21 protein-coding genes are annotated in these 12,761 nt (G+C 72.2%); 1 reads left to right on the top strand and 20 read right to left on the bottom strand.

Annotation, left to right across the window (positions count from 1 at the left end; translation table 11 throughout):
- Positions 1-2: 2 nt before the first annotated feature.
- The 19 genes from OG422_RS31405 to OG422_RS31315 all read right to left on the bottom strand — a co-directional run bounded on the left by OG422_RS31405 (position 3) and on the right by OG422_RS31315 (position 11,617).
- Positions 3-125: a hypothetical protein gene (locus OG422_RS31405; RefSeq protein WP_405748176.1), complete on the bottom strand. Its 123-nt coding sequence runs from the start codon at positions 123-125 to the stop codon at positions 3-5.
- Entirely contained in the window at positions 115-621 is a 507-nt protein-coding gene (locus OG422_RS31400; RefSeq protein WP_331759959.1) for a hypothetical protein, read from the bottom strand. Before OG422_RS31400 ends, OG422_RS31405 begins: the two co-directional genes overlap by 11 nt.
- 86 nt (positions 622-707) lie before the next feature.
- Complete coding sequence (locus OG422_RS31395) at positions 708-1,049, bottom strand: hypothetical protein (protein ID WP_405748174.1); 342 nt, start codon at positions 1,047-1,049, stop codon at positions 708-710.
- 120 nt (positions 1,050-1,169) lie between these two features.
- Positions 1,170-1,859, bottom strand: coding sequence for a WhiB family transcriptional regulator (locus tag OG422_RS31390; RefSeq protein WP_405748173.1), 690 nt, complete (start codon positions 1,857-1,859; stop codon positions 1,170-1,172).
- Between the two features lie 59 nt (positions 1,860-1,918).
- Entirely contained in the window at positions 1,919-2,188 is a 270-nt protein-coding gene (locus tag OG422_RS31385; RefSeq protein ID WP_331759953.1) for a hypothetical protein, read from the bottom strand.
- A 134-nt stretch (positions 2,189-2,322) separates the two neighbouring features.
- Positions 2,323-2,703, bottom strand: coding sequence for a hypothetical protein (locus OG422_RS31380; RefSeq protein ID WP_331759951.1), 381 nt, complete (start codon positions 2,701-2,703; stop codon positions 2,323-2,325).
- A gap of 431 nt (positions 2,704-3,134) precedes the next feature.
- Positions 3,135-3,398 (bottom strand): hypothetical protein, encoded by a 264-nt coding sequence (locus tag OG422_RS31375; protein WP_331759949.1) that lies wholly within the window; start codon positions 3,396-3,398, stop codon positions 3,135-3,137.
- 5 nt (positions 3,399-3,403) lie between these two features.
- The gene (locus OG422_RS31370) at positions 3,404-3,814 is read right to left on the bottom strand and encodes a GGDEF domain-containing protein (protein WP_331759947.1); all 411 of its coding nucleotides are present in this window, start codon (positions 3,812-3,814) and stop codon (positions 3,404-3,406) included.
- A 180-nt stretch (positions 3,815-3,994) separates the two neighbouring features.
- Positions 3,995-4,780, bottom strand: coding sequence for a hypothetical protein (locus tag OG422_RS31365; protein WP_331759945.1), 786 nt, complete (start codon positions 4,778-4,780; stop codon positions 3,995-3,997).
- Between the two features lie 37 nt (positions 4,781-4,817).
- On the bottom strand, positions 4,818-5,387 hold the full coding sequence (locus OG422_RS31360) for a hypothetical protein (protein WP_405748171.1): 570 nt from the start codon (positions 5,385-5,387) through the stop codon (positions 4,818-4,820).
- Between the two features lie 105 nt (positions 5,388-5,492).
- Positions 5,493-6,107 carry a hypothetical protein gene (locus tag OG422_RS31355; protein WP_331759941.1) on the bottom strand — a complete coding sequence of 205 codons (615 nt, stop codon included), beginning with the start codon at positions 6,105-6,107 and terminating at the stop codon, positions 5,493-5,495.
- A 118-nt stretch (positions 6,108-6,225) separates the two neighbouring features.
- Entirely contained in the window at positions 6,226-6,441 is a 216-nt protein-coding gene (locus OG422_RS31350) for a hypothetical protein (protein WP_331759939.1), read from the bottom strand.
- Positions 6,442-6,508: 67 nt separating this feature from the next.
- Positions 6,509-6,976 carry a DUF6919 domain-containing protein gene (locus tag OG422_RS31345; protein ID WP_405748168.1) on the bottom strand — a complete coding sequence of 156 codons (468 nt, stop codon included), beginning with the start codon at positions 6,974-6,976 and terminating at the stop codon, positions 6,509-6,511.
- A gap of 100 nt (positions 6,977-7,076) precedes the next feature.
- Positions 7,077-7,580 (bottom strand): nucleoside 2-deoxyribosyltransferase domain-containing protein, encoded by a 504-nt coding sequence (locus tag OG422_RS31340; RefSeq protein WP_331759935.1) that lies wholly within the window; start codon positions 7,578-7,580, stop codon positions 7,077-7,079.
- Positions 7,577-7,963, bottom strand: a complete 387-nt coding sequence (locus tag OG422_RS31335; protein WP_331759933.1) for an HIT domain-containing protein — start codon at positions 7,961-7,963, stop codon at positions 7,577-7,579. Before OG422_RS31335 ends, OG422_RS31340 begins: the two co-directional genes overlap by 4 nt.
- A gap of 374 nt (positions 7,964-8,337) precedes the next feature.
- Positions 8,338-9,327: a hypothetical protein gene (locus OG422_RS31330; RefSeq protein ID WP_331759931.1), complete on the bottom strand. Its 990-nt coding sequence runs from the start codon at positions 9,325-9,327 to the stop codon at positions 8,338-8,340.
- Between the two features lie 44 nt (positions 9,328-9,371).
- Positions 9,372-10,217, bottom strand: coding sequence for a hypothetical protein (locus OG422_RS31325; protein ID WP_331759929.1), 846 nt, complete (start codon positions 10,215-10,217; stop codon positions 9,372-9,374).
- A 90-nt stretch (positions 10,218-10,307) separates the two neighbouring features.
- The gene (locus OG422_RS31320) at positions 10,308-10,457 is read right to left on the bottom strand and encodes a hypothetical protein (RefSeq protein ID WP_331759927.1); all 150 of its coding nucleotides are present in this window, start codon (positions 10,455-10,457) and stop codon (positions 10,308-10,310) included.
- Between the two features lie 581 nt (positions 10,458-11,038).
- Positions 11,039-11,617 carry a hypothetical protein gene (locus OG422_RS31315; protein ID WP_331759926.1) on the bottom strand — a complete coding sequence of 193 codons (579 nt, stop codon included), beginning with the start codon at positions 11,615-11,617 and terminating at the stop codon, positions 11,039-11,041.
- 235 nt (positions 11,618-11,852) lie between these two features.
- Between OG422_RS31315 and OG422_RS31310 the strand changes: the two genes are divergently transcribed.
- Complete coding sequence (locus tag OG422_RS31310) at positions 11,853-12,332, top strand: hypothetical protein (protein WP_405748165.1); 480 nt, start codon at positions 11,853-11,855, stop codon at positions 12,330-12,332.
- A gap of 83 nt (positions 12,333-12,415) precedes the next feature.
- Here OG422_RS31310 and OG422_RS31305 read toward each other — a convergent pair whose 3' ends face one another.
- A complete protein-coding gene (locus tag OG422_RS31305) occupies positions 12,416-12,667 on the bottom strand; it encodes a hypothetical protein (RefSeq protein ID WP_405748163.1) in 252 nt (83 codons plus the stop codon).
- Positions 12,668-12,761 lie beyond the last annotated feature (94 nt).

The following is a 12,761-nucleotide window of genomic DNA, read 5'->3' as shown; positions in this document are numbered from 1 at the left end:
TTTCACGGTCCGCTGCATCGGTGGGCGACGCGGACCGGCCAGTGGCCTTCGGAGGCGCAGCGGCCGTCCGGCTCGGCGGGGTCGGGGGCGTCGCAGGTGACGACGAGGTAGCAGTCAGCCGTCATGACGGGCCCCGTTGCTCTCTGCGTTGGTCCGGGCTTGGTGGGCGGCGTCGTGGAGTTGGGCGGTGGTGGCGCCGAGGGTCAGGGCTGTGGTGCGGGCATCGGCGGCGACCTGGCGTGCGTCGTGGTGGCTGGCCCATCCGTGGAGCGGCAGGCTGCCCCCGTGCCCGGCCGTCTCGTAGTGGGCGCATCCCGTCAGCGCCTGGGTGTAGGAGTGCAGTGCGCGTGCCAGGTTGTGGCGGCGGTCGGCCTCACGGGCTTCGGCGACGATGTGGCCGTCGTGAGCGAGGCGGTCGAGGATCGCGGTGGCGTCCTGGAGGCGCAGGCGCAGGCGCCGCTGGAGGATGGCCTGGGTCAGGTGGCCGCCGAGGTCGCGCGCGAAGGTGCGGGCTTCGTCGTAGTGCTGGTCGGTCACGGTGTCCTTCCAAGGCGCAGGCGTCGGTACGGAGTTCGTCGGCGGGAGCAGGGGCGTCGGCGGGGTGCACAGCAGGTCGGTCACACGGGGCTCTGCTGCGATCGCAGTTCACCGGCGGGTGCCGCCGCCCCGCGCGCCGCCGCGGGCCGTGGTGAGCGGCACGCGGCGCGTCAAGTGGTGGGGGAGGGGACCGGCCGGGCTGGTGTGGTGCCGGTAGCGGCGAGGGCTGCGGCGAGCTGGCGGTGGACGGCTTCAAGCGCGTCGGCCTTCGGGCGCCACAGGCCGAGTTGGCCGCGGGCCGGGACCGGTTCGGGCAGCGGCCAGGCGCCGGTCAGGGTCCAGTGGTGGTGGCCCGCCAGGGCGATGGCGGTGGCGTAGGGCTGGTGGACGGTCAGGGCCCGGACGTCGCCGTCGAGGCCGTCGAGCATGCGGCGCAGGCGGGCTGCCGACGCTGGGGCGGTAGGGGCGACGGCGGGCAGGCCGGTGCGGGCGGGGGACGGTGCGGATGTCATCTCAACTCCGGACGAGGGAACGGGACGAGGCGGGCCGCGGAAGCGAGGCCCGGGCCGCGGTGGGCGATTACGCGGCAGCGTCGGCGTGCGGGGACAGGTGGTGGGCGGCGGCCCACTCCTTCAACACCCCACGCGGCAGCGGTTCGTGGGAGTGGAGGTGGTAGCCGCGCTGGCGCGCCCAGCGGCGGATCCGGCTCTGCAGACGCCGTGCCTCGGCCAGGGCCTGGTGCTCCTCGGCTCGCTCGGCGGCGAGGGCGTTGAGGGTGTCCCAGACGGTGGCCGCGAGGGCGCGTACGCGCGGCAGGTGGTGCCGTTCGCCCCAGTGGAGGGCGCCCAGCAGGCCGCGGTCGGCGGGCTCGGGCTCCTGTGAGGGGGCGGGCGCGGTGGGGGCAGGGTGGCGGCGATGGCCACGATGGTGCCGAGGCTGACCGTGGGGTGCGCGAGGTGGATGTCGGGGGCGCTGTGTCCGTCCAGGAGCCGGGCGACGATCTGCGCGCGCTCGGAGGGGGCGGGCGGGAGCGACGGGGGCCGGGGCGGGTGGTGACGCCGGGTCAGTTGGGCGCGGTGGGCGGCGGTGGTGGCGCCCCAGACGCCGTCCCCGGCGCTGTCGGGGTGGTCCAGGGCCCAGGCGAGGCACGCCTCCACGGCGGGGCAGGTGCGGCACGCCTGCTGGGCCTGGTCGCGTTCGTGGTCGGTGGCGCTGGTCCACATCTGCGGGCGGGCGCCGGGGGAGTGGCAGGGTTCGTCGCCGGTGGGCGGGGGGAGCGGTGCGCGGAGGCGGGGCGCGGTGGTGGCGGCGTGCTGTCGCATCGGGGCCTCTCGGTTGGTCCGGCGGCCGCGGCCACGGTGCGGGCCGCCGGACCTGCCGGTCAGTCGTCGGCGTCGGAGCGGGCGGCCCTGAGCGCCTTGTTGGCCATGTGGGTGATGTGGTTGCGCTTCCACGGCAGGACTTCCTCGGCGTCGGCCGTGGCGCCGTGGTACTGGCCGAGCTGTTCGGCGACGGCGTGCCAGAACCGTTGTTCGGCGGCGGCGCGGGCCTCGTCGATCTCCTGCAGCTCGGTGTCGTAGCGCTCCTTGGCGAGGCGGAGGGCGGCTTCGAGGTCGCGGCGGGCGGCTTCGCGGTCGGGTTTGGGGGGCATCGGGGTCCTTGCGGGTCGGGGTCGTGGCCCTGGTCCGCTCGGGACGGCCCGGGGCCGGTGGCTGGCCGGGCATCAACATACGGCGTGGTGCGGGTGCTGGGCGCACGCGGTCGGCCGCGGTGCCCCGGCGGCGGTCAGGGGGCGGTGCAGGTGTGGGCGCGGATGGCAGCGAGGACCTCGGCGGTCTCGGCGGTGCCGGCGGTCACGCTGAGGGTGACGCCGCAGTCGCACTCGTAGCGGACCCGGTCCAGGCCACGGTCGCGGAGGGCGTCGGCCTCGTAGTGCGTGAAGGTGTAGTGGCCGCGGTCGACGATCACGCGAGTCCAGACCACGGGCTCCTTGATGATCGTGTTGGCCCAGGCGATGGCGGCGTCAGCCTCTTCCTTCTCGGAGGCGTTGGTGACGAACTCCCCGTGGGTCTTCTGGAGGTAGGCGTCGGCGGAGTCGTTGGTGAGGGTCCAGCCGTACTCGTCGGGGTCGGTGTAGCCGTCGGTGAGGCGGTAGAGGGGGTACATGGTGCTCCGTTTCGCATAGGGATGGCGGGAGGGGCGGCACTCCGGAGGAGCACCGCCCCTCAATAGTGCATCATGAATGAATGCATTTCAAGAGAATGCATTTATGTGGGTGGACTTGAGGGTGGTCGTCTCCGCAGGCGACTTACAGAGCCTCGGGCCGCGACCGCCGACACCACCACTTTCTTCACGTCCCTTACCGCCCCGCTTACCAAGGAAGCTCTCCCAGGTCACAAGGCCGTCACAGCCCCCTGGTAAGCGACGCGAAGCCGCATACCACGCACGCAGTTCCCGAGTCGTCGGGAGGCGCCGGGCCGGTGCGTCGCGCTGATCGCGCGTACGACTGCGGGTGGGTGATGCGCAGTCGGGCTCCGGCGTACCGGCCTGCTGCGGGCGGCAGGTGGCGAGGCCGCCCGCAGCAGGCCGGCCGATGGTCACGCGGCGGCTTCCACATCCCCGGCAGCCGTGCCGGGACGGCCGGCACGGCGCCCGTTGATGGACGTCACGGAGGCGTGGGCCCGGGTGGCGAGGTGAGCGCGGCCGGTGTGCTTTCCCTCGTACATCGCGGCGTCGGCGGCCCGTTGCAGGGAGCGAAGGTCGGTGGTGCCGATCTCCTCGGGGGTGGCGGCGCCGACGGACACGGCGACGTCGACCGTGCTGCCCTTGCCGTCGAGGGTGTGGACCGGCCGGGCGAGCATCGCGGTCAACTCGTCCAGGCGGCAAGGCGTCGGGAGGGTGTGACCTGGAGGGCTGCGGCGAACTCGTCGCCGCCGAGGCGGCCGGCCACGCCGCGATTGCCCGTCCAGGCGGCAAGGCGTCGTGCGGTGACGGCCAGGACGCGGTCGCCGACGGCGTGGCCACGGGTGTCGTTGATCGTCTTGAAGTGGTCGACGTCGATCAGGAGGACAAGGCCGGTGACGGGGTGCCGACGGGCGATCTTCTGGGCTCGGGCGGTGTAGCCGTCGCGGTTGAGGAGCCCGGTGAGGGGGTCCTCCCGGAGGCGGCGGTGCAGGGTGACGGCGTGGACGGTCCAGCCGGTCAGCGGCACCACGATGCCGGTGATGATCAGGGCGCGATGCGGGGGCTGGCCGGGTACGCGCGCGCTGGAGGACATTCTGGGGCTCCCTCGGTCTCGTACGGGATCGGTGCCCGAGGCGGTGCCGGGATTGGCCCGGACTACCGGCCTCGGGTCTGCATCTGCTGGGCGGAACAACACGACCGCCCCGGCCAGAGGCCGGGGCGGCGGGGCGGCGGGGCGGCGGGGCGGCGGGGCGGCGGGAGGAGCGTGGTTTGGTCAGGCCACGCGGGAGGCGGACTTGTCGAGCCCGGTGCCAAGGAGCAGGCCGCGGACCGACCGCTCGTACTGGCCCGAGCAGATCCGGTCGTGCAGGAGCTGCCCGGCGGTCAGGGCGCGGGCACGTAGGCGGATCATGTCGGCGGCGTGCGGTTCGGCGCCGACCGCGGTCGTGGCCTGCACGGCGGCGTCGTGGGCGAGTTGGTCGGCTGCCTTCAGGGCGGCCGCGCGGCGGGAGGAGCGGGCCCGGTGGAACGCCCACCAGCCCAGAGCGTGCGTCTCGTCCATCCTGGAGTGCCATGCGGCGTAGGCGCGGGCGGTGCCGTCGGGGTCGGCGGCCCATTCCGCGGCCCACTGCCGGGCGAGTTCAGGCAGCTCGGCCAGCACGGTCAGGACCTGGGCGCCACGGTGTCCGAACGCCCGCCACGCCTCGGTCTCTTCCACGACGTAGATCTGGTGGGACATCAGCCAGTACGGAGCGAAGTCCGCGCCCCAGTTGCCGGTCTCACCACGCGGCTCGACGACGAACAGCCGGATCGGCCAGCCGTCCTCGATGCGCTCCAGGATCTCGCCGGGCCGGGCGTACAGGTGGAAGTAGCTGAAGGGCGTGTCGGTGTACCACTTCGCCCCGGGGCTGGGGTGGTCGACGACCTGGCCGATGTGGTCGGCGAGGTTGACGGTCGGCACGCCCTCGCCGTGGGGGACGAGGCGGGGGCTGGTGGGCGGGACGGTGCCGTCGGGCCGGGTCGCGAGATAGTGGACGGCGGGCCGGGCGCTGCGTGTCATGGCTTCCTCCGTGTCAGTCAGAACGTGCCGGGGTTGGTCAGCGGTGGCGCTGGGGGTAGCCGCGCAGCTCGTCCACGCGGGTCGCGGTGTGCGCGAGGTTGAGGGCGAGGGTGGCGAGGCGCTGGGCGCCGTCGGTGACGGGTTGGCCCCAGATGAGGCCGGCGGCGAAGCGGGAGGCGTGCGCGGCCAGTTTGGTGGCCTGCTCGGCGAGGTGCTCGCGCTCGGTCTGCAGCGGGTCGTTGTGCGTGGCCCGCTCGGGGAGGGGCTGTTCGACGAGCCGCTCCAGGATGATGGCCAGGGCGTCGGCGACGGTGTCCAGGTCGCCGTCGGCGAGCCAGCTGTCGATGCTGTCGTGGCCGGTCAGGTCGGGCGTGTACTTCGCGAAGCGCTGCTGGGCGAAGTCGTCGCAGGCCTGCGGTGTGCTGATGAAGACGAGCCGGTGGTTGAGCCGGTCCGGGTAGACGGTGAGCTGCCGGTCGACGGCCTCGTTGCCGAAGACAACGGGCCAGTCCGACGTGAGCCTGGCCCAGTCGGTGCCGAGAACGTCCGCGAGGACGGTGGTGAGACGTCCGGCCGGGGCCATCGTGGTGAGGGTGGAGCGGGACACGGTTCCTCCTGTGGTGCGAGCTGACGGGCCGGTGCCGCCCGGCCGGTGTCCGGGCGGGACCGGCGCCTCAGGCAATGGCGGGCAGGGCCGGGACGGTGGTGGAGGTCACCGGCGTCCCTTGCGCAGGGTGATCCATGTGGTGACCAGGGCGGCGGCGACACCGATCGCGCGGTGGGCCGCCTGGTCCAGCTCCATCAGGGCCGTGCCGGGGCCTGCGATGTCCTGGACCGGCTCGGGGTGCTCGGTTCCCTCGCCGCCGACCTTGCGGACGACGGTGGCGTGCTTGATGTAGCTGTCCTTGCCAGCCTTCTTCGCGAGCCAGATCAGCGGGTCACGGCGGTCGATGATGCCGTGGGTGACGGCGTTGATCGCGGCGCCGGTCAGCAGGGCCTTGGGCGGGACGCGGTAGCCGAGGGTGTGGGTGAGGGCGACGGTCGCGGCCAGCTGCACGGCGGTGTAGCTGGCGACGTGTCGGGCGGCGGAGCGGCGGCCGTAGGCGCTGGCGGTGCAGGTGCGGCCTGCGTGCCCGTGCCGCTGAGGGGTGCCTTCCACCGGGGAGCCGTCGCTGCGGTAGACGGGGTGGTCGCCGTGCATGCCCTTGGTCGATGCGTCGTGGCTGTTCTGTACGAACTGTTCGCAAAGCGGGTGGAATTCGCTGAAGACGCTGGTGAGGGCGGCGACCAGGGCGAGGCCCTCGATGGCGCGGAGGCGCTCGGTCATGCTGGGTTCTCCTCTTCTCGGGGTTCGGGGCGGGACGCGTGGGGCGGTCGGCTTGGGCTGGTACCGCGGCCGCCCGTGGGTCTTGCTCCCGGCCGGAGCCCGGCCCGGAGCGGTGGGTTCAGAACGGCGGCTCGTCCCAAGCTGTGAGGGGAAGGAGCCGTACGTGGAGTTCGCGCCGGTCGGCCCAGCAGCCGCACGCCTCCATCTCGGGGAAGGCGCCTGCGATCCAGCAGCCGCCTTCGCCGTGGCAGTCTGGGCAGGTGGGCAGGGGCAGAGCGGTGATCTTGATGCGGTGCCGGTCGGCGTAGACCTTGAGGTGGTTGGCCTTGAGCACGGCGGCGAACGTCGCCGCGGTGGCCTGGACGGCGGCAGCAGCAGGGCGGCGCGCAGGCGGCGAGCGGTCACGACAGCGGGGCGGTGTGGACGGCGGCGGCTGCGGTGAGGGTGTCCCACAACAGTTCGCTGGGGCCGAACTCGGGATTGGTGAGCGTGATCTGCAGGGCAGGGAAGATCGCTTCCACGGCGTGGGGAAGGCGCGGCCACATGGCCTGGATGTCGTCCAGCCCGAGCGCTTCACCGAAGACGCTGGTTTCCCGGCCGTCAAAAGTGGCGACCGTGATGCCGTCGCCCGGCCCCTTCTCGGCGTCGAGGTGATCGTTGAGGACGATGGTGAGTCCGGCGTCTTCGGCGGCGTCGACCAGGCGGCGGATGAGCGCCGGGTCGGTGGCGAAGCCTTGTACCGCGGCCTTCAGCTGCAGCGGACCGTTGGCGAGGCTGGCCTGGGCGGCCATGACGAGGAACCCGGCGCGGTTGGCGGCGGCGAGCGCGGGGGTGTGGCGGGTGAGGGTGGGGTGGGGGCGGTCTTCCATCGCTCGCGCTCCGAACGGCTCATCCATGGCAAATGCAGGTGCACGGTGTCCTACTCACGGGGTGGGATTGGTCAGAGTGGTGGCGCAGCCGTCCGGCGCCCTATCGGGCTGCCGGGCCGCCGTTGGCCGTGACCACGGCGAGTGCCGCGGCTGCGGTGTCGGTCAGGGTGGTGCACACCGGTACGCCGTGGCGGCGGGCCACGTAGATCAAGTAGCGGTTGCGCTCGGGGTTGGGACAGTCCGGCGGGCAGCCCAGCACTGCCCGGCCCGTCGCAACGTCCAGGCCGAACTCAACGTTGGTCGTGAATCCGGGCATCTTCTGCACGTCACGCGGGATCCAGAAGAGGATTGCCCCAGCCGCTGCGCGGGCCGCGGTCTCCCAGTCGACCTGGGTCTCGTAGCGGTCGGCGCGTTTGCCGTTCCGGGATTCGGGGCTCAGGACGGTCAGTGGCTGGTCACCGGTCCACTGCGCGGCCAGGGCGCGGGCGGCCTCGGGCCGCCAGGATGGGACAGGCGCGCTCCTGTCGGGGGTGGGGCCGGCGAGGAAGACGGACGGACCGCCCGGGAGGGGCTCTCGGGCCATGACCAGGTTGACGGCGCTCATGTGGTGGCTCCATTCTGCGCGGCGGCGATAGCGGCGCGGGCGGCGTGCTGCGGGGTCCAGGGCAACGGCAGGCCGTCGTCCAGCACGCGGGGGACAAGGTGAATGTGGAGGTGGAAGATGCTCTGCGTTGCCTCGGGGCCCTTGCTGGTGAGGATGTTGGCGGCGGGGTGCTCGGCCATCAGCTGACCCGCGCGAACGCTCACGGCGCCGTACAGGTCCGGGTCTTCGCCCGCGTCCTTCACGTGGATTCGCGAGATGACGAAGACGTGTCCGTCGGTGCAGCCGCCGCTGCGGGGGCGGATGGCGATGGCGTCGGGCCATTCGCGGACGATCTGGGCCGGGGCCTCCCCGGCGACGATGGCGCAGAAGGCGCAGGTCTTCATGTCAGGACTCCTTGGTCCGGTCGACGGTGCGGTGACGGGAGCCGGCGCACTGGGGGAGAGCCGAGGTGGGCACGGTTGTGGTGTCCTCGATCGAGGGGCAGGGCCGTGGAGGCGTCCGATGGACGCGAGGTGTACGTGGAATGGCATCCGCTGCTCAGCAGGTGACAGCGAGGGCGGCGGCTAGGAGCAGTCCGAGGGCGTCCTGGATGCGTCGTCGAGGTTCTTGCTCAGGTCGCATGACGTCGTGGGCGAGGTGTCCGGGGTGATGTCGAGGGCCATGTCGGATTCCTTCCGGCCGGGCGGGCTGTCCGGCTCCCCGTCACCACCCGGGCCGCGTACGGCGGTGCGGGTGGATCAGGCAACCGCCAGACCTGTCAGGCGGTGATCGGGGCGCGAAGGGCGGCGCGCTCGGCCTTGTCCGCGGCGTACTCCTGCTGCCAGCGGAGTGGGTCGTATCCGTCAGCTCGGGCGGCATCGTGGGCGAGCTCGCCGAGGGCGCCCTCGACTTCCTCGGTGAGGGTTTCGGCGAGCGCGGCGGCGCGGTCGGGGTCCGCGATGCGCAGGGCGGCCAGCAGGCGGTGTGCGGTCCAGGCGTTGACGGCGGCGTCGGCCCACGCGCTGTAGAGGGGCAAGTTGTTGGTGGTGGCGGCGTGGGCCTCGTCGAGGTCGAGGATCGTCTGCTGCAGCAGCTGCTCGTTGAGTTTTTCGGCGGCTCCGGGAGCGGGGCGGGGCGGCACCAGCTGTGCGCGGGGGCCGGTGGTACCCAGGGTCGTGGCCCACTGCGCGAGCGCATCGGCCTGGTCGGGCTCCTGGGCGCCGGTGCGCGTCGGGACCTGGAGGCCGAGGTAGTCCTCGGCGAGGACGATCAGCGGCTTGCCGGGGGTGGAGTGCCAGACCTGCGCGGTCTCGCCCGCGTTCCTGAATCGGGCGAGGAGGGCGGGGCGGAGGCGGGTGGGCGTGGGGGAGAGGGGGTTGACCAGCGCGGTGCGGGCGATGTCGCGCCAGGCGGGGTAGTCGGTGGTGAGGGTGGGGACGGTGAGGCGGGCGGCGCCGTCGGCGACGGTGAGGGTGTCGTCCCCGGGGGTCAGGGTGAGGGTGCGCTCGTCGTCGGCGCGGCCGGACAACCAGACGTTCAGTGTCGAGATTTCGGTGGCGGGGAGGGTGCGGGCCCAGGCGTCTCCCTGCTGGTGGAGGGGCGTGCGGGCGATGGCGAGGGTGTAGCGGTCGGTGCCGATGGCGTGGAGGGTGACGCCGTCGGAGTCGAGGCGCAGGCCGTGAATGACGGGGAGGGTCTCGTCGTCGCTCATGTGCAGGGTGGTCTGCTGCAGGATGCGGTGGAGTCGAGCTGCGCTCAGGGTGGTCATCGCGGGATTCCTTCGGATCGGGTGCTCTGGCAGCCGTCAGGCCGTCAGGCGCGGTAGACGGACGGGCGGACGCCGGCGCGGAGTTCGCGGATGATTGAGCAGGGGCCCTTGGTGGCGCAGTACGCGTCGTCGGTGTCCGGCAGGACGTTGCCGGTGTTGCCCCACATGTCGCGGGCGACCGCGTTCACGGCGCGCAGCATCTCGCCGTTGTTGGGACGGCAGGCGCTGTTCTTGTCGCCGACGCCGTGCCGGGCGGCGCTGATGATGTGCTGGCGGGCCTGGCGGGCGGCCCAGCGGCGGAGGTCGGGTCCGGTGTTCTCGTGGACGTGGCCGCTGTCGTGGAAGGTGTCCATGTGGCAGGCGGTGCAGTGGTAGGTGACCAACTGCTCCGGCTCGCCGCCGGGGCGCCACGCGCCTTCGAACTCGTAGACGATGACCTCGGCGCCCGGGGTCTCGGTGTGTGCGAAGGCGGTGACGAGGCCGACGCCGTCCGCGATCGCACCGCGCGCCTTCATGTTCCAAAAGACGCGGGGGAGGAAGGTGTCCCAGCCCTTGCCGTGGGGCCACTTCGCGTACGTGACGCCCTGCGAGGCGTCGAAGGTCGCCGTGCCGTCGATGTTCTCGCGCTGGTACTCCTCGATCTGCTCGATCGATCCGAAGTACGTCGCGCTGAACTCCTCGGACTCCAGGAAGACCAGCCCGTACCCCTCAGGGCGGGTGTCGTGGCCGTTGCCCTGCAGCATCTCGACCATGTCCTCATAGCCGGGGTTGCCCGGGGCGATGGCGCCGACGAGGGGCAGCCGGTAGGAGTCGCAGCTCGTGACGTGGGCCGGGTTGGTCTCGCTGACGTTGTGCACGGTGCCGTACGTGTTCGTGATCGTGACGCTCATGTGTGGGTGTCCTTCCTGGGGCATCAGTGGGCGAGTGGTCAGGTCGGGGTCGGTGGTCCGCAGGGGCGCCGGTCGGTGGGCGTCGGCTCGTCAGTCGCCGTTCCGGATCCGCTCGGCGGCGATCTGGAAGTTTTCGGCGACGAACTTCTCGTGTTGCTGCGGCGTGCACTCTGCGCGGTCGCAGGTGATGGCCTCACGGATCGCGTCGGCGGCGAGCTGTACCGGCTCTCGAGTGGTCATGGCGTCTCCTGTCGAAGGGTGTTGGGCAGGGGCGGGCGGTGTGCCCCGTCGGTGGTGCGGTGTGGCACGACACCCAGAATGCACTCTCAGTGAATGCATTTCAAGTAAATGCATTCATGGACTATGCATTTTGGCCAGGGCGTGGAACGCTCTCCCGGCCGAGGCGGCTGACCGCCGGACCGCGGGTGGCGGTCAGCGCGGTTCTCCTCCCTCATGTCCCGCACACACCCCGGGGGCCAGCGGCGTCAAAGCGGCTACAGTCCTTGCCGAACGCGGGCCGCGACAACCGGGAGCGCCCCGGCAGCACGGGCCGATACGCACATCCGGGTGAGCAACCGCCGCGGTCGCGCTCCCCGGCCGAGACGGCGTTGCCCGCGACAAAGAGGCACTCCTGCCGCACGAAGCCCCGATCACGCCCTGCACGGCCCAGGGCAGGGCGTACGGCCCGGCGGGGCATCCACCCGGCCGGGGACGAGATTCCGGGGCCGCAGCTGGCCGGACGGCGACCCACCGCAGCACCGCCGGGCACCGTCTGGGACTCGGCCACGCCCGCGGTGCCCGATGTCGAGTGCCGCGGCGGGTCAGGCCGGGGGCTCGGAATCGAGCGGGACGGCGCGGCACCTCTCGGCGTGCCGCTGCGCATCGCCCTTCACCGCGCCGCCGTAGGCGTCGTCGGCGAGGAAGTTCTGCCGGGACTCGGGGTCGTCGGCCACGCACAGGGAGGCGTCGGTCCTCGTGAAGTCGCAGCCGGCGCACCGCAGGATGAGCGTCAGTTCCACGCGCGGGCCGTAGGCGAGCTCGACCTTCTTGGTGCGCAGGGTGATGGTGACGTCGGTCAGAACCTGGTTCTTGTACCGGTAGAGGAGCTCCTCGGGCTCCGGCTCCGGGACGGTGACGGCCCTCGCCTGCAGCTCCTCGGCCTGCTGCCTGGCTTCCTGAACGCGCTCGTCGCAGGCCCGGGTGTAGGCGGCCTTCTGCCTCTCGAACTGTTCGCCCAGCTGCTTGCAGCTCGCCTTCAGATCCTGTGCATGCTGGCGCTCGGTTTCCAGGGACGACGTCAGCTTCTGGTTCGCGTCCAGGAGCTGGTCGCGCTCTCCTTGGGCCTGGAGGAGGGCACTGGCCTGGCTGTTGAGCCGGGACGTGCGGATGATGCGGAGCATGGTGACCTTTCGGGAAGAGAGTGCGGTGGACCGGCGGGCTCGTGGAATGGCCGCGGGGACGGGCGGTAGACGGTTCGGTGCTGCGCGTCTGGTGGTCAGGACGTGCGCTGGGGCAGGCCCGGTCGCGGACGGTGTCCGGTGCCGAGCCCCGGGCAAGGAAGCGGCGTCGGGGCCTCTGTCGTGCGGCCGTGTGTTGCGGGACACTGCCCGGATGGGGGCACCGTGGGATGCGATCGTGACGGCGCTGACGACGCTTGTCGGTGTCGTGACGGGCGCCGCGTTGAGCAGGCGCTCCCAGCAGCGCCAGTGGTCGCTCGACCGTCAAACGAGCGCGTGTCTGGCGGTGCTGCGCGAGTCCTCGTCGCTGCTCGTCGGACTGTCCGTGCTGAGCGGGCGGTGCTCGTCGTCGTCGGCTGTTCCGGACTGGCAGGCATGGAATAGGACGCTCGCCGAAGTGGCGCTCGTCGCGGACCACCGCATCGTGGAGGCGGCCAATGCCCTCGATGAAGAGATCTGGCGAGTGCACCTGGAAGTGCGGCGTAGCCCGGCTCCGGCTGAGGACTGGTTTGAGCGACGGGAACGGGTGGAGGCCGCGCGCCTGATGTTCAACGAGCAGGTCCGTCAGAAGCTGACCGCACCCGGGCCGCCCTTGCAGCGGATCATGGGGCGCCCCGCCCCCGACGATCCGGTGTGGGACCGGCCCCGGCTGCGCTGAGCCGGTGTCGCGTCCCCGTGTCGGTCTGCCTGGTCTTCGGCGGCCCGCGGGCGGAACCGGCGAGGACCAGGCAGGGCGTCAGGTCAGCGGGTGGTGCGGGTGGAGAACCGGCGGGCTGCCCGCTGCCGCAGCCGGTCGAGGCGGGTGGGGTGGGTGTGCCGCCAGGCAGCGGAGGACACACCCACCTCGGTGGGACAGCGCCGAGACTCCCCGCACGTGCACGTCCAGCCGTACGGCTCCGGGAGGGCGGCGTCGCGAGTGACGGTGACCGTGGCGGGGTGGCCGTCGTGGCTCCCGTGGCAGGTGCCGACCCAGAGCTCGGCATTCTGCGTCATCAGATTCCCTTCGGGTGAGGGCGCCTCGTGGGCGCACAGGTGGTAGGCGGGACTTTTCAGCGCTGGCGCGGCGGCGATCTCCCCTTCGCCGCTG

It is taken from the genome of Streptomyces sp. NBC_01525 (genome assembly GCF_045040405.1).
Lineage (GTDB): Bacteria > Actinomycetota > Actinomycetes > Streptomycetales > Streptomycetaceae > Streptomyces > Streptomyces benahoarensis.
Note: the sequence above shows the minus strand (reverse complement) of the source record. Positions and strands in the feature narration are given on the sequence as shown.